Annotated in this window: 16 protein-coding genes; 6 read left to right on the top strand and 10 right to left on the bottom strand. The window is 72.6% G+C overall.

Features of this window, described 5'->3' with window-relative positions:
* Positions 1-144: 144 nt before the first annotated feature.
* The 10 genes from ACFY6S_RS02330 to ACFY6S_RS02285 form a co-directional block, all read right to left on the bottom strand.
* Positions 145-345, bottom strand: a complete 201-nt coding sequence (locus ACFY6S_RS02330; protein WP_388829638.1) for a hypothetical protein — start codon at positions 343-345, stop codon at positions 145-147.
* Between the two features lie 206 nt (positions 346-551).
* A complete protein-coding gene (locus ACFY6S_RS02325) occupies positions 552-1,763 on the bottom strand; it encodes a CoA transferase (RefSeq protein ID WP_388829635.1) in 1,212 nt (403 codons plus the stop codon).
* Positions 1,738-2,934 carry an acetyl-CoA C-acetyltransferase gene (locus ACFY6S_RS02320; RefSeq protein ID WP_388829632.1) on the bottom strand — a complete coding sequence of 399 codons (1,197 nt, stop codon included), beginning with the start codon at positions 2,932-2,934 and terminating at the stop codon, positions 1,738-1,740. The genes ACFY6S_RS02325 and ACFY6S_RS02320 overlap by 26 nt, the downstream gene beginning before the upstream one ends.
* Positions 2,931-3,749 (bottom strand): enoyl-CoA hydratase/isomerase family protein, encoded by an 819-nt coding sequence (locus tag ACFY6S_RS02315; protein ID WP_388829629.1) that lies wholly within the window; start codon positions 3,747-3,749, stop codon positions 2,931-2,933. Before ACFY6S_RS02315 ends, ACFY6S_RS02320 begins: the two co-directional genes overlap by 4 nt.
* The gene (locus tag ACFY6S_RS02310) at positions 3,746-4,660 is read right to left on the bottom strand and encodes an HpcH/HpaI aldolase/citrate lyase family protein (RefSeq protein ID WP_388829626.1); all 915 of its coding nucleotides are present in this window, start codon (positions 4,658-4,660) and stop codon (positions 3,746-3,748) included. Before ACFY6S_RS02310 ends, ACFY6S_RS02315 begins: the two co-directional genes overlap by 4 nt.
* Positions 4,657-5,520 carry a MaoC family dehydratase N-terminal domain-containing protein gene (locus ACFY6S_RS02305; protein ID WP_388829623.1) on the bottom strand — a complete coding sequence of 288 codons (864 nt, stop codon included), beginning with the start codon at positions 5,518-5,520 and terminating at the stop codon, positions 4,657-4,659. Before ACFY6S_RS02305 ends, ACFY6S_RS02310 begins: the two co-directional genes overlap by 4 nt.
* Entirely contained in the window at positions 5,517-6,809 is a 1,293-nt protein-coding gene (locus tag ACFY6S_RS02300) for an MFS transporter (protein WP_388829619.1), read from the bottom strand. The genes ACFY6S_RS02305 and ACFY6S_RS02300 overlap by 4 nt, the downstream gene beginning before the upstream one ends.
* A 285-nt stretch (positions 6,810-7,094) precedes the next feature.
* Complete coding sequence (gene fabG, locus ACFY6S_RS02295) at positions 7,095-7,844, bottom strand: 3-oxoacyl-ACP reductase FabG (protein ID WP_388829616.1); 750 nt, start codon at positions 7,842-7,844, stop codon at positions 7,095-7,097.
* 22 nt (positions 7,845-7,866) lie between these two features.
* On the bottom strand, positions 7,867-8,721 hold the full coding sequence (locus ACFY6S_RS02290) for a MaoC/PaaZ C-terminal domain-containing protein (RefSeq protein ID WP_388829613.1): 855 nt from the start codon (positions 8,719-8,721) through the stop codon (positions 7,867-7,869).
* On the bottom strand, positions 8,718-10,844 hold the full coding sequence (locus tag ACFY6S_RS02285) for an acetate--CoA ligase family protein (RefSeq protein ID WP_388829610.1): 2,127 nt from the start codon (positions 10,842-10,844) through the stop codon (positions 8,718-8,720). The genes ACFY6S_RS02290 and ACFY6S_RS02285 overlap by 4 nt, the downstream gene beginning before the upstream one ends.
* A gap of 119 nt (positions 10,845-10,963) precedes the next feature.
* Between ACFY6S_RS02285 and ACFY6S_RS02280 the strand changes: the two genes are divergently transcribed.
* The 6 genes from ACFY6S_RS02280 to ACFY6S_RS02255 all read left to right on the top strand — a co-directional run bounded on the left by ACFY6S_RS02280 (position 10,964) and on the right by ACFY6S_RS02255 (position 17,138).
* Positions 10,964-11,869 carry a LysR family transcriptional regulator gene (locus ACFY6S_RS02280; protein WP_388829607.1) on the top strand — a complete coding sequence of 302 codons (906 nt, stop codon included), beginning with the start codon at positions 10,964-10,966 and terminating at the stop codon, positions 11,867-11,869.
* Between the two features lie 154 nt (positions 11,870-12,023).
* Positions 12,024-12,797 (top strand): helix-turn-helix domain-containing protein, encoded by a 774-nt coding sequence (locus ACFY6S_RS02275; RefSeq protein WP_388829604.1) that lies wholly within the window; start codon positions 12,024-12,026, stop codon positions 12,795-12,797.
* A 366-nt stretch (positions 12,798-13,163) separates the two neighbouring features.
* Positions 13,164-14,201 carry an iron-siderophore ABC transporter substrate-binding protein gene (locus ACFY6S_RS02270; protein ID WP_388829601.1) on the top strand — a complete coding sequence of 346 codons (1,038 nt, stop codon included), beginning with the start codon at positions 13,164-13,166 and terminating at the stop codon, positions 14,199-14,201.
* Positions 14,198-15,241 carry a FecCD family ABC transporter permease gene (locus tag ACFY6S_RS02265; protein WP_388829598.1) on the top strand — a complete coding sequence of 348 codons (1,044 nt, stop codon included), beginning with the start codon at positions 14,198-14,200 and terminating at the stop codon, positions 15,239-15,241. The genes ACFY6S_RS02270 and ACFY6S_RS02265 overlap by 4 nt, the downstream gene beginning before the upstream one ends.
* On the top strand, positions 15,238-16,290 hold the full coding sequence (locus tag ACFY6S_RS02260) for a FecCD family ABC transporter permease (protein WP_388829595.1): 1,053 nt from the start codon (positions 15,238-15,240) through the stop codon (positions 16,288-16,290). The genes ACFY6S_RS02265 and ACFY6S_RS02260 overlap by 4 nt, the downstream gene beginning before the upstream one ends.
* A complete protein-coding gene (locus ACFY6S_RS02255) occupies positions 16,287-17,138 on the top strand; it encodes an ABC transporter ATP-binding protein (RefSeq protein ID WP_388829592.1) in 852 nt (283 codons plus the stop codon). The genes ACFY6S_RS02260 and ACFY6S_RS02255 overlap by 4 nt, the downstream gene beginning before the upstream one ends.
* The last annotated feature ends 3 nt before the right edge of the window (positions 17,139-17,141 follow it).

Here is a 17,141-nt window from a genome sequence, read left to right as displayed (position 1 = left end):
GATCGAGTCGGATCGGCGGGGCCTCGCGGTCCCGGCACGTGTGCTTGTCCGGATCATGGTCCGCCGGCGGGCCGAAGCGGGGCATCCTCGCCGTGGGAGGCCGCCCCACCACTCGTATCGGGTGCGGGTAGCGGGCGTGTGCGGTTACGGGGCCGGTGGCGGCGCGGGGGCCGCGCGCGAGGCGGCTGATCCTGTATCGACGGCGAGCGCCTCGATGTTCTCGGAGAACAGGGCGAGGGCCGCGTAGCCCCCGGCGCTGTCCGCGACGGCGCTGGTGGCGCCGGCGTGGAAGCAGCCGTGCTGCTCGGTGACTTCGGGACGCCGGGGGGAGCTCGATGTGCACACGGCCCGGACCGTGTGGGCGATCCGCCCACCTCGACCCTGGTGATGAAGAACGTCGTCCAGGACCGCCCGCTGCCCGGATAGCGGGGCGGCCCCACGGACCGGGACGCGCGGAGCCGGGCCGTCCAGGACCGAGGCGGCGAGGCCCCGGCCCGGCGGCCCGCCCGACACCGACACCGGCATCGCCCCGGCGGGCCCCCGCCCGCCCGTCAGCTCCGTTCGCCCCCTCGGCTCCTCGGGCTCCCTCCCTCCGCGTGGACCGCGTCGGTGTCCGCCCCGAGCCGGGGCGCCGGCGCCGCCGCGGGCGCCGGGTCGGCGGAGAACACCAGCGGTGACCCCGGCGCGAGCAGCTTCCCGACACCCGGCTGCTCTATCCAGGAGAAGAGCGGGTTCCGCGTGGAACACCGGGGGTCCTCCTCGACCAGTTGCCGAAACGTCTGATACGGCCCCCACAACACCCCCGTGCCCTGGAGCGCGGAGCGCAGCTCGGCCAGGGTCCGCGACGCGAACCAGGGTTCGAGTACGGCGGCGATGGCGTGCCGGGCGGTGTACCGGCCGCCCTCCGTGGCCAGGTCCACGTCCATCAGCGGGCCGGTCATCTCCAGCTTCTCGGTGAGGCCCGTGGCCCGGCCCAGGGACCGGAACTGCCGGGTGGTGAGGGCCACGACCATCACCCGTCGGCCGTCCGCGGTGGCGAAATCGCGCCCGAAGGCTCCGTAGAGGCTGTTGCCGATCGGCTCCCGCGAGGCGCCGTTGATCTGCACGTCCGCGAGGTAGCCGAGATTCCCGACGGTGGCGAGCATGACGTCGGAGAGGGCCAGCGTGACCTCCTGGCCCTGCCCCGTCTGCCGCCGGCGCCGCTCGGCGGCCAGCAGACCGACCGTCAGGTACAGCCCGGCGGCGATGTCCCAGGCCGGCAGGACGTGGTTGACGGGCGCGGGGCCGTCGCCGGTGGCGTGCGGGAAGCCGCTGGCGCAGTTGACGGAGTAGTCGACCGCCGGGGAGCCGTCGTGGTCACCGAGCAGGCGCATCATGATCAGGTCCGGCCGCCGCGCCGACAGCTGCCCGAAGTCGAGCCAGCCGCGCGCCGGCAGATTGGTGACGAGAATGCCCGCGCCCGGGCCGTCCGCGCAGATGATGTCGGCCGCGGCCCGCTGCCCCTCGGGGGTGTCCAACGGCAGGGTGACCGACCGTTTCCCCTTGTTGAGACCGGTCCAGTAGAGGCTCGTACCGTCGCCGGTCTCGGGCCAGCGGTGGTAGTCGACGTTTCCGCCGACGGGGTCGATACGGATCACCTCGGCGCCCAGCTGGGCCAGTGTCATGGACGCGAGCGGAGCCGCGACGAAGGCCGAGACCTCCACGACCCGCAGCCCCGCCAGCGGACCGCGTCGCTCCTCAGGGGCGTTCGAAGACGGCTGCAATGCCCTGACCTCCTCCGACACACATGGTCTCCAGACCGAACCGGGCTTCGCGCCGCTCCAGTTCGTGCAGCAGCGTGGTCATGACGCGCACGCCGGTCGCGCCCACGGGGTGCCCCAGCGAGATACCGGACCCGTTGACATTGACCCGTTCCGCGTCGTCGATGCCCCACTCCTTCAGCACCGCCAGCACCTGGCAGGCGAACGCCTCGTTCACCTCGATCAGGTCCATGTCCGCCAGGGTCAGGCCGAGCCGCTTCAGCAGCCGGGCGGTGGCGGGGACGGGACCGATACCCATACGGGACGGCTCGCAGCCGGCCGCCGCCCAGCCCTTGAGATAGGCGATCGGGGTCAGCCCCAGCGCCTCCAACCGGTCCTCGGCGACGACCAGGCAGGCCGCCGCGGCGTCGTTCTGCCGGCAGGCGTTGCCGGCGGTGACCGTCCCGCCGGGCTCCACCGAACGCAGCGCCGCCAGCTTCTCCGGCGAGGTGTCCGGACGCATGCCCTCGTCGCGGTCGAGGACCAGGGGCTCTCCCTTGCGCCGCGGCACCGTCACGGGGACGACCTCGGCGGTGAAGGCGCCGGATTCCCAGGCCGCCGCCGCCCTGCGCTGACTGCGGACGGCATAGGCGTCGGCCTCCGCACGGGTGATCCCGTAGTCGCGGGCGAGGTTCTCGGCGGTCTCGATCATCCCGGAGATCTCCCCGAACCGCTCCACGGGCTGGGCCCGTTCACGGCCCCGGTCGAGCCGGTCGTGGAAGACCGTGGAGCCGAAGCGCCCGCCCCAGCGCATGTCGGTCGTGTAGTACTCGACATTGCTCATGCTCTCGACGCCGCCCGCCATGACGACCTCGGCCGCCCCGGACTGCACCATCATGGCCGCCGTGGCGACGGCCTGGAGCCCGCCGCCGCAGCGCCGGTCCAGCTGCATCCCGGCGACCTCGACGGGGAATCCGGCCTCCAACGCGATCCAGCGGCCGACGCACGGCGTCTCGCTGCTGGCGTAGGACTGCGCGAAGACCACGTCCTCGATCAGGGCCGGATCGAGACCGGCCCGCTCGACGGCCGCCTTCGCGACGGTGGCGCCCAGCTTCTCCACGGGCACCTGCCGCAGGCTGCCGCCGAAGGCGCCGATGGGGGTACGGACAGGGGCGACGATGGCCGCGCGGGTCATGCGTGGGTCTCCTTCTCGACGGAACGGACGGGAGCCGGGCGGAAGTCGGGGGCGCGCTTGGCGAGGAACGCCCGTACCCCCTCCGCGCTCTCGGCGGAGGTGAACGCCTCGTCGCTGGCGGCCAGCGAACGTTCGATCAGTTCTTCCTCGGTGAGGTCGTGTGCCGCGTCGATCACCGATTTGCACAGCGCCAGCGAGCGGGGCGGGCGCCGCAGCAGGACATCCGCCAGCTCCCGCGCGACAGCGACCGCCCCGCCGCGCGGCGCCACCCGGTTGACCAGGCCCCACGCCAGCGCGGTCGCCGCGTCGACCGGCTCGCCCAGCAGCTGCATCTCCTTGGCGCGCCCGGCCCCGATACGGCGGGCGACCCGGAACGTGCCCCCACTGCTGGGGAAGACCCCGAGCCTGATCTCCGGTGAACCGATGCTGATCTGCTCCTCGGCGACGATCAGGTCGCAGCAGACGGCGATCTCCAGTCCGCCGCCGAGCGTGTGCCCGTTCAGCGCGGCGATCACCGGCCGGGGGAAGGCCGCCAGCCGGGCGAACAGCTCGTGCTGCGGGCGGAGTTTCCTCGCCACCGCCTCGCCCGGTGCCCGCATCGGGGCGAACTCGGCGATGTCGGACCCCGCGCAGAACGCCCGGTCCCCGGCGCCGGTCAGGATCACGACGCCGACGGACACGTCGTCCTCCACGGTGTCCAGCGCCTCGGTCAGGCCGCGTGTCATCGCGGCGTTCCACACGTGCAGGGGCGGGTTGTCGAAGACGACGACCGCCACCCCGTCCGTGATCGTCAGCCGGACGTGTGCGCTGCTCATCCGGCCCCTCCGGGTTCGGTGTCCGTCGGGTGCTCCGCGGCCCGTGCCGCGGCGAGAAGGCCGCGTGCGCGGCGCAGTACGGGCGCGTCGACCATCTGTCCGGCGACCCGGATGACGCCGGGCGCTGACCCGCCGGAGCCCGCGGCGTCCCAGGCCGAGGTCACCGCACGGGCCCAGGCGAGCTGGGATGCGTCCGGGGCCCAGGCCGTGTTGACGGCGGCGACCTGCCCCGGATGGACGCAGAGCGCTCCGGTGACCCCCAGCTCCCGGGCCTGCCGCGCGGCGTCCGCCAGTGCGTCGGGTCCGTCCAGCGAGGCCAGCGACAGCGGCAGCGCGTACGAGGCGATCCCGGCGGCCGAGGCCGCGAGCGCGATCCAGCGGCACGGCTCGGTCAGCACCGAGGGCGTGGGCGCGACGCCCAGCGCCAGCGAGAAGTCCTCGCTGCCGAGCGCCAGCGCGCGCACCCGGGGCGCGGTCGCCAGGGCCGTCAGCGCGAACAGCGCGGCCGGTGACTCGATCAGCGCGATCAGCCCCACCGACCCCTCGGCCAGCCCGCGTTCCCGCTCCGCCGCGTCGAGGAACGCGGCCATCCGGGCGAGTTGGTCAGGGTGTTCGGCCTTGGGCAGCATGACCGCCCGCAGGCCGGGACGGAGCGCGGCCCGCAGATCCCGCTCCCACTCCGCGCGCGCCGCGCCGCTCCGTACCACCAGGTACTGGCCCTGCCCGGCCAGCCGGTCGAGGTGACCGGGCAGGGCGCGGCGAGCCGCCTCCTTCCCGGATTCCGGGACGGCGTCCTCCAGATCGAGGACCAGTCCGTCCGCGCCCCGGAGGTGGGCCTTGGCCAGCAGGCGCTCGTTCCCGGCGGGGACGAACAGCAGCGACCGGGGCGAGCCGGTGGACGTGCCGGTCATACGGCGTCCACCTCCGCGCTCATCACGGTCAGCCCCCGGTCGTCGGCGGCGTGCAGGCTCGCGCCCGCAGCGGTCGGTGTGGCGTGCAAGGTGAGTTCCCGTCCGTCGAAGGCCGGCCGCAGCCCCCGGAAGCGGAAGCCGGTGACGTGGGCGCCGGGCCGCTGCCGGGCATAGAGGTCGAGCAGCAGCGTCGCCGTGAGCGGCCCCTGGACGACGAGTCCGGGATAGCCCTCCTCCCGCTGCGCGTAGGCGCGGTCGTAATGGATGCGATGTCCGTTGAACGTCAGCGCGGAGTAGCGGAACAGCAGCACCGGGTCCGGTACGAGGGAGCGCCGCCATGTTCCGGGCGCGGGCGTCTCCTCCGGTGGCCGCTCCCGTGGAGTGCCGGAGGCGGCCCCGGACGGCGGGGCGGCACCTTCGGCGGCACGGTAGACGAGGTCCTGCCGCTCGGTGAGGACAAGGGCGCCGCCCTGCCGCAGCTCGTGGTCGACGGCGACGAAGACCAACGGGCCGCCGCGTCCCTCGCGCTCCCGTACGTCGGCGACGACCGACCTGCGGCGTACCGGTTCGCCGGTGCGCAGCGGCCGCGAGAAGGTGAGCGCGCCGCCGGCCCACATCCGGCGCGGCAGCGGCACCGGCGGCAGGAAGCCGCCGCGCCGGGGGTGTCCGTCGGGGCCCAGTTCGCTCTGCGGGGCACGGGGCCGGAAGCAGAGCCAGTGCGCGAGGAGCGGCGCGACGCCCGTAGCGGCCGGTGCGCGGTCCAGGGTGGCGGCCAGCGCCCCGACCGTGTCCGCGCCGAGCGTGTCCTCGGCCTCCTCGTACCGCCCCTTCCAGGCGTCGTAGGGGTCCGGTGGTGTCACGGGGTGACCTCCTTGAGATGGATGCGTTCGATACGGCCGACGACCAGGACGAAGGAGAGCACCGCGGCCAGCCCGGACGCGCCGACGAAGATCAGCGCGCCGTCGAAGGAACCCGTGATGTCGACGACGTATCCGATGACGATCGGGGTGGTGATGCCGGCCAGATTGGCGAAGGTGTTGAACAGCCCGCCGGACAGACCGGCGGCCTCCTTCGGGGAGGTGTCCGAGACGACGGTCCAGCCGAGACTGCCGAGCCCCTTCCCGAAGAACGCCATCGCCATCAGCACGATGACCACCGTCTGTGTCGAGGTCCAGGCGCAGGCGATGATGCAGGTGGACAGGGACAGACCGGCGACGATGGGGATCTTGCGGGCCGCGGTCACGGACATGCCGCGCCGCAGCAGCGCGTCCGAGAGCAGGCCGCCCAGGATGCCGCCGACGAAGCCGAAGAGGGCGGGGATGGACGCGGTGAATCCGGCTTCCAGCAGGGGCATGCCCAGTTCCTTGATCAGATAGATCGGGAACCACGTCAGGAAGAAGTAGACGATCGTGGTGATGAAGAACTGGCCCATGTAGAGGCCGATCATCATCCGGCTGGTGAGCAACTGCCGTACGACGGACCAGGTGTCCACCCCTGCCTCGGTGCCGACGGACGCGGCTTCCTCGATGTCGACGAGCGCGCCGCCCTCGACCAGGTGGTCCAGCTCGGCCCGGTTGACCCGCGGGTGGTCGCGAGGCTGGCGGTAGGCCACCCACCACCAGACGCTGAGCGCGATCCCGACGCCGCCCATGACGAAGTAGGCCGACGGCCAGCCCCAACCGTGGGTGAGCCAGGCCATGAACGGGGTGAAGACCACCGGCGCCGCGTACTGCGAGGAGTTGAAGATCGCCGAGGCGGTGCCGCGTTCCGCCGCGGGGAACCAGGTCGCCACGACCCGTCCGTTGGTCGGATAGGCCGGTCCTTCCGCCAGTCCGACCGCGATCCGCAGGATGAACAGCGCGATCATCGCCGAGGCGATGCCGAACAGCGGGACGAACCCCTGGAGCAGGGTCGCCACCGACCACGCGAGGACACTGCCCGCGTACACCCTGCGGGCGCCCCACTTGTCCACGATCCAGCCGCCGGGCAGCTGGGCCAGCATGTAGGCCCAGGAGAACGCGGAGAACAGATAGCCCAGCGTGATGTCGCTGATGCCGATCTGGTCCTGGATCTCGGTCCCCGTGATGGACAGGATCGCGCGGTCGGCGTTGTTGAGCGTGGAGACCACGAACAGAAGCGCGACGATCATGAAACGCGCTCTGCTGCGGCCGGGGGACGGCGCCGGGGCGGCCGGGCGTGGTGGCGAGGCGGTGGCTTTCCGGGGAGCAGCCATGGGACATCTCCATTGACATCGTCGGGCAGGCTGGGATTCTTCGGCACCCCGTGGAACCGGAACTCGGCGCGGGCGGCGCGGCGGTGCCGGGGCGGCGGGGGCCGGGGTGTGCGCGGGGCGAAGGGGGAGCGGCGTCATGCGGTGCGTCGGCCGGGGGAGGCGGGCGCCGGTACGCGGCGGTCGCCTCGCTCCCCGGCGGGGTCAGCCGAACCGGCCGCCGGTCACGTGCAGGGTCTCGCCGGTGATGAAGGAGGCGCGCTCCGAGGCGAGGAACGCCACCGCGTCGGCGATGTCCGAGGGCTGTCCGGCGCGGCGCAGCGGCTGGGCGGCCACCGCCTTGTCCCGGATCCGGTCGTAGTGCCCGAGCGCGCGGACGGCCTCGGTCTCCATGAAGCCCGGGGCGACGGCGTTGACGGTGATGCCGTACCGCCCCTGCTCAGCGGCGAGCGCGCGTGTGAAGCCGAGGACGCCCGCCTTGGCGCTGGAGTAGTTGGCCTGGCCGGGGTTGCCCAGATAGCTGCGCGAGGAGATGTTGACGACCCGTCCCCAGCACTGCTCGATCAGATACGGCATGACGGCCCGGGTGACCAGGAACGACCCCTTGAGGATCACCTCGATCACCGAGTCCCAGTCCTCGTCCGTCATCTTCGTCAGCAGGGTGTCGCGGGGGAAGCCCGCGTTGTTGACGAGTACGTGCACCCCGCCGAACTCCTCGACGGCGGTGGCGACCAGGGCCGCCACGTCCGTGCCCGAGGTGATGTCGGCACGGACCGCGATCGCCCGGTGGCCCAGTCCCGTCAGTTCCGCGGCGGTCGCCTCCGCGCCCGCCCCGTCGATGTCGGTGATGACGACCCGGGCGCCTTCCCGGGCCAGCCGGTGGGCGGTCGCCGCGCCCAGTCCCCGCGCCGAGCCGGTGATGATGGCGGTCTTGCCGCCGATGTCCAGATCCATGATGCGGCTCCTGTGTGTCAGGTCAGATCAGGTCGAGGCGGCCGGCGTCCAGGACGACCGTGCCGCGTTCGACCGCGGTGGTGCGGAAGGACACGACGTTCCCGTCGGTCCAGGACTCGGTGCGCAGCGTCTCCCCGGGGAAGACGGGGGCGGTGAAGCGGACCCGCAGCCGGTGCACCGAGCCCTCCCGGCCCGGCGCACCGGTCAGCAGGGCGTGCACGGCCACCCCGAAGGTGCACAGCCCGTGCAGGACGGGCCGGTCGAACCCCGCCGCCCGTGCGGTCGCGGGGTCGGAGTGCACCGGGTTGGTGTCGCCGTTGAGCCGGTAGAGCAGCGCCGCCTGGGGGAGGGTGGGCGCCTCGTGGACGGCGTCCGGCGCTCGCCCCGGCATCCGGTGCGCCGGCGCGGCGGCTTCCCTCGTGCTGCCGCAGCCGCCGTCCCCGCGCAACAGGCTGACCTGGCCCACCTCCGCCAGGAGCCGCCCGCTGCCCGCCTCCACGATCCGCCGCTCCTGGTAGAGCAGGGCGCCCTTGTCCGCCCCCTTGTCCACGACGCCGGTGACACGGGTGCGGCCCTCCACCTCACCCTCCGGCGGCAGCGGGGCGTGCAGGATCATCGACTGCTCGACGTGCAGCAGCCGCCGCCAGTCGATGCCGGTGTCCTCCTCGCGCGCCCAGAAGCCCGGATAGCCGAGCACGTTCGCCATGGTGGGGAAGGCGCGCGGTTCCTCCTCCCGTACGTACGCCAGCTGCCGGGCGTCGAGCGGATCGGCGCCGATCCCCAGGCTCAGCGCGTAGAGGACACAGTCCCGGGCGGTGTACCGCTGCCGTACCGGCGCGAACTCCCGCCGCAGCAGCCTCCACGGATCCACCGTCACGACACGGCCTCCCGCTCCACCACCAGGGCGTCCAGCGCCAGCACACCCCGCCCGGCCTCCAGGACGACCACCGGGTTCAGCTCCACGGCCTCGATCCGGTCCGCGTGGGCGACCGCGAACGCGGAGAGGGTCACCAGCAGGTCGGCGACGGCGTCGACATCCGCCTCCGGCGCGCCCCGGAACCCGGTCAGCAGGGCGTGCCCGCGCGTCTCGGCGATCATCCGCAGCGCCTCGTCCCGGTCGACGGCGCCGACCCGGGTCGCCACATCGCGGAACAGCTCCGCCCGCACCCCGCCGGTGCCGAACAGCACGACCGGTCCGAAGACCGGGTCCCGGCGCGCGCCGACGATCACCTCCACGCCGCGCGGCGCCGTTCGCGCCACCAGCACCCCCTCCACCCGCGCGCCGGGGCACGCGGCGGCGGCGCGGCCGGTCAGCGCGGTGAACCCGGCGGCGGCGGCCCGCGCGTCCGCGACACCGAGCAGCACACCGCCGATCTCCGTCTTGTGCGGGATGTCCGGCGAGACGATCTTCATGACGACGGGGAACCCGGTCTCCGCCGCCGCCTCGGCCGCCTCCGCGGCCGATGTCACCACCCGGGAGGCGGGGAACGGTACGCCCGCCGAGGCCAGCAGCCGCTGTGCGGCCGCCTCGGAGAGCGGCCCGGCCGGCACCTCACGGCGCAGGGCCGGTGGGACGGCCGACGAGGGCAGCGGGCGTTCGAAGCCCTCCCGCAGCCGGGCGAGCCCGTCGAGGGCCGCGACGGCCCGCTCGGAGTCGTCGTACACGAGGAAGCCCGCCTCCTCGTAGGACCGCACGACCTCGGGGCGGGCCTCCATGCACAGCACGGTCGGCCGGTTCATGAAGTCCGAAGTGCCCTTGCGGATCGCCTCCTTGATGCCTTCGCCGTAGGTCGGCGAGTCCGGCAGCATCGTGAACGAGCCGATCACACTGTCGTAGCCGCCCTGGGCGTACATCACCCGGTAGGTGTCGGTGATCAGGCTCATGTCGTTGAGCCAGCCCGCCGTGGTGTCACAGGGGTTGTCGTCGCTGCCCATCGGGTTGATCTCGCGCAGCCGGGCCCGGGCCTCCTCGGGCAGCCCCGCGACATCCAGCCCGTACCGCTCGGCGGCGTCGCACAACTGCACACCGAAGCCGCCGGAGACGGTGACGACGCCCAGCCGGCGTCCGGCCGGCAGCACCCCCCTGCTGCACGCGTACGCCAGGTCGACCTGCTCCTGGGTGGTGCGGGCGCGGTGCACACCGTACTGCCGGAAGAACGCGTCGTAGACGCTGTCGCTCCCCACCAGCGAGGCGGTGTGGGACCGCGCCGCCACGGCCCCCGCGTCGGAGGACCCGACCTTCATGAAGACGACCGGCTTGCGCCGCTCGTGGGCCACCGCCAGCGCGGTACGCAGCCGGTCGGCGTCCCGTACGCCCTCGGCGTAGGCGAGGATCACCGACACGTCGTCCTGGAGTGCGAGCCAGTGGACGCAGTCGGCGACATCGGTGCCGGCCTCGTTGCCGGTCGACACCCAGTAGCCGATGTCGATGTTGCGGCGACGGCACAGGTAGGCCAGATGGCCACCGTAGGCACCGCTCTGGCTGACCACCGCGACATTGCCACCGGTGGGAATCGCCTCGTCGAAGGCGCTGCTGAAGGTGCCGACGAAGCCACTGGCCGCGTGCAGCAGACCGAGGCAGTTGGGTCCGAACAGCCGCAGGTTCCCCTGCCGGGCCATCTCGGCCAGCTCCTCCTGGAGTGCCTGGCCCTCCTCGCCCGTCTCCGCGAAACCGGCCGCGTAGATGACGGCGGCGCCCACGCCCTTCGCCACGCAGTCGGCGACCGCCTGCTTGAGGAGCCGCGAGGGGAGGGCGATCAGCGCCATGTCCGGCACCTCGGGCACCGCGTCCAGCGACGGATACGCCGGCAGACCCTGCACCGTCGTCCGCTTGTGGTTGACGGGATGGACACGGCCCCGGTAACCGGCGCGGCGCAGGTAGTGCAGGGCCCGGCCGGAGATGCGGCCGGGGTCGTCCGAAGCGCCGATCACGGCGACCGAACGCGGGCGGAAAGCCTGCTCGAAGCCTGTCGGAACAGGCGAGGAAAGCACGGCTGACATGGGGCGGCTCCCTGGGTGCTGTCAGTGCGTGTGTGGTGCGAGTCACCATGCCGACCCCGCCCTGGTCATACAATGCCCGCACTGCGATCGCCAACTCTTGATACGTGTGAGGTATCACCATGGAGCTACGGCAGCTGAAGCACTTCCTGGCTGTGGCCGAGACCCTCAACTTCCGTACGGCGGCGGAGCGTTTGCACATGACGCAGCCCCCGCTCTCGGTCTCCATCCGCAAGCTGGAGGACGAGATCGGCGCCAGACTCTTCGTCCGGTCCACCCACAGCGTCGAGCTGACCGCGGCCGGCGAGGCGGCCCTGGAGCACGCCCGCGCCGCCGTCTTCCACGCGGCGGAGCTGGCACGGGTCGCCGAGTCCACCGCCGCGGGTGCCACCGGGACCCTGCGCGTCGGCTTCGTCGGCTCCGCCAAGAACCGGCTGCTGCCGTTGCTCCTGCGGGCCTTCCGCCGGACCTACCCGGGCGTCACACTGAAGTTCACGGAGGACACCAACACCGTCCTCATCGACTCCCTGGAACGGCACACACTGGACGTCTGCATCGTCCGTGTGCCCCTCGTCCGCCGCAGCGACCTGCAGTACGTGACGGTGGAGGCCGACCGGTTCGTCCTCGCCCTGCCCAAGGAACACCGGTTCGCACGGCAGAAGCGGATCACACTCCGGGACCTCGCGGACGAGCCGTTCATCGACTACACCCAGCACTCCATTCCCGGCCTGCACGCCCTGTCCACGATGCTGTTCCGGGAGGCCGGGGTGGTGCCCCGGGTCACCCAGGAGGCCGTACAGGTGGAGACGGTCCTCTTCCTGGTCGGCAGCGGGATGGGGGTGGCCCTCGTCCCTTCCAGCGCCGCCCGCAAGGGCCGCGACGGCGTGGAGTTCCGCGATCTGATCACCGAGGTCCCGCAACCCCGGCTCGGTCTCGCCGTCGCCTGGAACCCCCGTTACGAGAGCCAGGCCGGGCTGCGGTTCCGCGCACTCGCCGAGGAGGTCGGCACCGAGGCGGGCCGGGGCTGACGGGCCGGGACCGGCCTTTGCTCCGCCGCAGGGGCGGCCCGCCCCCTGCGGAAGGGGACGATCGGGCCCCTCTAGGGTGAGGGCATGCCACTCCTCTCCCGCACCCGGATCCCACGCGCGGGCGGGGTCCCCGGATGACCAGGGGGACCCGAGGATGACCAGGGAGACCAGAACACTGCCCGACCTGCCACCCGGTTCGGTGGACGCGACCTTCGTCATCCGGGGCTACGACGAGATGGTCGCCCACGACACCGTGTGGAGCGAGCACTCCCACCCGTTCCACGAGCTGCTCTGGAACGAGCGCGGCGCCTCCACCGCCGTGGTCGGCGCACGGGTCTGGACGATCACACCGACGCTGGGCCTGTGGATGCCCGCCGGCACACCGCACTCCGCTTCCGCGCTCGCCGGTACCTGGTTCCGCGCGGGTTTCTTCGGTCCGCGCACCACGTCCTCGATCTCCGACACACCGGTGGCCGTCGACATCACCCCGCTGCTGCGGCTGTTGCTGGAACGGCTCGGCGAACCCGGGCTCTCCGCCGTCTCGCGGGCCGCCACCGAGGTCCTGGTGCTCGACGTGCTCGCGCCCTCGCCGCGCGAACTGCTCGTGCAGGTACCCACCTCCGCCCTGCTGCGCCCGGTGGCCGACGCGGTGCGCGAGGACCCGGGCGACCCCCGCACCCTCGCGGACTGGGCCGCCGTGCTCGGCGTCAGCCCCCGCACGATCAGCCGCGCGTTCAACACCGAGACGGGCACGAGCTTCGCGCGCTGGGTGGCGGCGGTCCGCGCCCAGCACGCCGTCGGCCTGCTCACCCGGGGCTGGGACGTGGAGAGCGTCGCTGAACAGGTCGGCTACCGGTCGGCGAGCGCGTTCGGGGCGGCGTTCCGGCGTACGACCGGGCTCACCCCGGGCACGTTCCGCGAGCGCTGAGCGTCCGTCACGTACGCGCTGAGCGCCCGTCGGACCCGCGCTGAGCCCCCCCGCCTCGTAACCCCCCCGCCTCGTAACCCTCCCGTCCCGTAGCCCTCTCGTCCCGTACTCCCGCCCCCGTACGCACCGGCCCGCCCGCCGGGTTCCCTCCCGGCCTCTTGGCGTCTCCGGGTCCCCCACGCGTGTCCCGATCGCTACAGCCGATGTCCCAAAAGATCGATTGCGACACCGGGTCGCCTTCTCATAAAGTGCCAAGGCAAGCCTTACCTAACCTGCTGCCCAGGCGGTGCACCGCTCCACGACGCCCTTTCGCACGCCCCGTGTGGGACCGGCACCCCTGACCTTCCGAAAGCTGAGTACGGACCCATGTCTTCACACCGCCTTCGCCTGCTCGTCGTGGCAGCCGCCCTGGTGGGTCTCTCCGCCTGCGGCGGCCAGGCCGACACCGAGAACGAGAGCCAGGAGGGCAGTTCGCGTTCCGGCCGGTTCCCGCTGACCATCGAGCACGCCCTCGGGAAGACCACCATTCCCGCCAAGCCCAAGCGGGTCGCCACGGTGAACTGGGCCAACGACGAAGTGCCGTTGGCGCTCGGAGTGGTCCCCGTCGGGATGGCCGCCGCCAACTTCGGCGACGACGACGGCGACGGCGTCCTGCCCTGGACCGAGAAGCGGCTCAAGGAGCTGAAGGCCGACACCCCGGTGCTGTTCGACGAGACCGACGGCATCGACTTCGAGGCGGTGGCCGACACGGAGCCGGACGTGATCCTCGCCGCGTACTCGGGACTGACCGAACAGGACTACACCACGCTCAGCGAGATCGCCCCCGTCGTGGCGTACCCGGACGCCGCGTGGGCGACGCCGTGGCGCGAGATCATACGGACGAACAGCAAGGCGATCGGACTCGCCGACGAGGGCGAGGAGCTGATCACGGACCTTGAGGGCGACATCAGAAAGACCGTCGCGAAGTACCCCCAGCTCAAGGGCAAGTCGGCGATGTTCATGACCCACGTCGACCCCAAGGACGTGAGCGAGGTCGGCTACTACACGGCGCACGACACCCGGACACAGTTCTTCGAGGACCTCGGGCTGAGGATTCCGGACAGCGTCGCCAAGGCGTCCGAGGGCACGGAGAAGTTCGCCCTGTCGCAGAGCGCCGAGCGGATCGACGTGTTCGACGACGTCGACATCGTCACCGGGTACGGCGACGACAAGGGCGACATGCTCAAGACGCTCCGCAAGGACCCCCTGATCTCGAAGATGCCCGCCGTCGCGCGCGACTCGGTGTACCTGCTGCCCGGCAGCACCCCCCTGGCCACCGCCGCCAACCCGACACCGCTGTCGATCTCGTGGGTCCTCGACGACTACGTCGCGGCGCTCGCCGAGGCCGCGGACAAGGTCAAGTGACGACCGTCGACACCCGGTGCCCGCCGTACACCGCCGTGGCGCGGCGCACGGCGGGCGCCCGGACGCTGTGGCTGCTCCTCGCGGTCCTGGTGCTGGCCGTGGTGATGGTGGCGTCCCTGGCCCTCGGATCGCGCGTCGTGTCCTGGTCCGACGTCTGGTCGGCGCTCGGGGGCGCGGACGCGTCCCTGGAGCAGGCGGCGGTCACCACACGCGTGCCCCGTACCGTGCTCGCGGTCGTGATCGGCGCGGCCCTCGGGCTGTCCGGCTGTGTGATGCAGGGCGTGACCCGCAACCCGCTGGCCGACCCGGGCATTCTCGGGGTCAACATGGGCGCCTCGCTCGCCGTTGTCTCGGCGGTCGCGTTCTTCGGCCTCACCTCGCCGACCGGATACGTCTGGGTCGCGACAGCGGGAGCGGCGCTCTCGGCTCTCTTCGTGTACACGGTGGGGACGATCGGAAGGGGCGGCGCCACCCCTCTCAAACTGGCACTCGCCGGGGCCGCCACCTCGGCGGCGTTCGCCTCACTCGTCAGCGCGGTGGTCCTGCCGCGCAACGACATCGCCGGAAGCTTCCGGCTCTGGCAGATCGGCGGCGTCGGCGGGGCCTCCTTCGACCGCACCGGGCAGGTCCTCCCCTTCCTGCTGGTGGGGTTCGCCGTCTGCCTGCTGTCCGGGCGGGCGCTCAACTCCCTCGCGCTGGGAGACGAGTTGGCGGCCGGACTCGGGGAACGCGTCGCGTTCGTACGGGCCGTGGCGGCGCTCGGCGCCGTCCTGCTGTGCGGGGCGTCGACGGCGGTCGCCGGCCCGATCGCCTTCGTCGGCCTCGTCGTTCCGCACACCTGCCGGCTGCTGGTCGGCGTGGACCACCGCTGGCTGCTGCCCTTCTCCGCGCTGCTGGGCGCCTCCCTGCTCACCGCCGCCGACGTGGTCGGCCGGGTCGTGGCCCGTCCCGCCGAGGTCGACGTGGGCATCGTGACGGCGCTGATCGGCGCCCCCTTCTTCATCTGGATCGTCCGCCGGCAGAAGGTACGTGCCCTGTGAGCGCCCATCTCGTCACCCGGCTGCCGTCCGCCGGGCCCGCCGCCCTCGGCCGGGCCCGCCGCGCGTCCCGGCGGCGTCTCGTCGTTCTCGCTCTGGCCCTCCTGGTCGTCGCCGCGTTCGCCGTGACGCTGATGGCCGGCCGGACGTTCCATCCGCCCCGCGACGTGATCCGGGTGATCCTCGGCGAGCAGGTGCCGGGGGCCTCCTTCACCGTCGGACGGCTGCGGCTCCCGCGAGCCGTGCTCGCCGCCGCCGCCGGGTTCAGCTTCGGCCTGGCCGGTGTCACCTTCCAGACGATGCTGCGCAACCCGCTCGCCAGTCCGGACATCATCGGCATCAGCTCCGGTGCGAGCGCCGTCGCGGCGATGGCGATCGTGACCCTGTCCCTCGGCAGGACGGAGGTGTCGGTCCTCGCCGTCGTCGCCGGCCTCGCCGTGGCCGTACTCGTGTACGCCCTGGCCTTCCGGGACGGTGTCGTCGGGACCCGGCTCATCCTGATCGGCATCGGGATCTCCGCGATGCTCGACAGCGTCACCTCCTACGTGCTGTCCCAGGCCGCCGAATGGGACCTCCAGGAGGCGATGCGCTGGCTGACCGGCAGCCTCAACGGCGCGACCTGGGAGCAGGCCCTGCCCACCCTCGCCGCCCTGGCCGTGCTCACACCGGTGCTGCTGGCCCGCTCGCGCGACCTCTCGGTGATGCGGCTCGGCGACGACACCGCGTCCGCCCTCGGTGTACGGGTCGAACGCACCCGTATCACCGTGATCGTCGCGGCCGTCGGACTGATCGCCGTCGCGACGGCGGCGGCCGGGCCGGTCGCGTTCGTGGCGTTCCTCTCCGGCCCCATCGCCGCCCGGGTGCTGGGACCGGGCGGTTCCCCGCTGGTGCCCGCCGGACTCGTCGGCTCCCTGCTGGTGCTCGTCGCCGACTTCTGCGGCCAGTTCGCCTTCGGCGCCCGCTACCCCGTCGGTGTCGTCACCGGCGTTCTCGGAGCGCCCTACCTCGTCCATCTGATCATCCGTACCAACCGGACAGGAGGCTCGCTGTGACCTCGACCCACTCACTGGCGGCCGAGCGCCTCACCCTCGGCTACGGCGAGCGCACCGTCATCGAGTCCCTCGACCTCACCGTGCCACCCGGCAGGGTCACGGCGATCGTCGGCGCGAACGCCTGCGGGAAGTCGACACTCCTGCGCTCGATGTCCCGCCTGCTCGCGCCCCGCGAGGGCCGCGTCGTCCTGGACGGCAAGGAGGTGCACCGCCTGCCCGCCAAGCAACTGGCCCGTACCCTCGGCCTGTTGCCGCAGTCACCGGTCGCGCCCGAGGGCATCACCGTCGCGGACCTCGTCGGACGCGGACGCCATCCGCACCAGAGCGTCTTCTCCCGCTGGAACGAGAAGGACGACGCCGCCGTGGTGTCCGCGCTCGAAGCGACCCGTACGACACCGCTGGCCGACCGCTCCGTGGACGAACTCTCCGGGGGCCAGCGCCAGCGCGTGTGGATCGCGATGGCGCTCGCCCAGCAGACCGACCTGCTGCTCCTCGACGAGCCCACCACCTTCCTCGACGCGAGCCACCAGATCGAGGTCCTCGACCTGCTGACCGATCTGAACCAGGCGCGCGGCACCACCATCGTCATGGTGCTGCACGACCTCAACCTCGCCGCCCGGTACGCGGACCACCTCATCGCCCTGGCCGAGGGCCGGCTCCACGCGGCCGGCTCCCCGGACGAGGTGCTGACGCGTGCCAACGTGAGCGCGGTGTTCGGTCTCGACAGCCGCATCATCGAGGACCCCGTCTCGCGGCGGCCCCTCATGCTCCCCATCGGCCGCCACCACGTCGTGCCACCGGGGAGCCTGACCGCGCGGCCCCATCCGGCGGGGGAGGCGGGGCACTGACCG

It is taken from the genome of Streptomyces sp. NPDC012835 (assembly GCF_042900885.1).
Taxonomy (GTDB): Bacteria; Actinomycetota; Actinomycetes; order Streptomycetales; family Streptomycetaceae; genus Streptomyces.
Note: the sequence above shows the minus strand (reverse complement) of the source record. Positions and strands in the feature narration are given on the sequence as shown.

Excerpts from the sequence above, each read along its gene's own strand:
- ACFY6S_RS02320 (WP_388829632.1), bottom strand. The coding sequence starts at position 2,934 with ATGACCCGCGCGGCCATCGTCGCCCCTGTCCGTACCCCCATCGGCGCC.
- ACFY6S_RS02315 (WP_388829629.1), bottom strand. The coding sequence starts at position 3,749 with ATGAGCAGCGCACACGTCCGGCTGACGATCACGGACGGGGTGGCGGTC.
- ACFY6S_RS02310 (WP_388829626.1), bottom strand. The coding sequence starts at position 4,660 with ATGACCGGCACGTCCACCGGCTCGCCCCGGTCGCTGCTGTTCGTCCCC.
- ACFY6S_RS02300 (WP_388829619.1), bottom strand. The coding sequence starts at position 6,809 with ATGATCGTCGCGCTTCTGTTCGTGGTCTCCACGCTCAACAACGCCGAC.
- fabG (WP_388829616.1), bottom strand. The coding sequence starts at position 7,844 with ATGGATCTGGACATCGGCGGCAAGACCGCCATCATCACCGGCTCGGCG.
- ACFY6S_RS02285 (WP_388829610.1), bottom strand. The coding sequence starts at position 10,844 with ATGTCAGCCGTGCTTTCCTCGCCTGTTCCGACAGGCTTCGAGCAGGCT.
- ACFY6S_RS02280 (WP_388829607.1), top strand. The coding sequence starts at position 10,964 with ATGGAGCTACGGCAGCTGAAGCACTTCCTGGCTGTGGCCGAGACCCTC.
- ACFY6S_RS02275 (WP_388829604.1), top strand. The coding sequence starts at position 12,024 with ATGACCAGGGAGACCAGAACACTGCCCGACCTGCCACCCGGTTCGGTG.
- ACFY6S_RS02270 (WP_388829601.1), top strand. The coding sequence starts at position 13,164 with ATGTCTTCACACCGCCTTCGCCTGCTCGTCGTGGCAGCCGCCCTGGTG.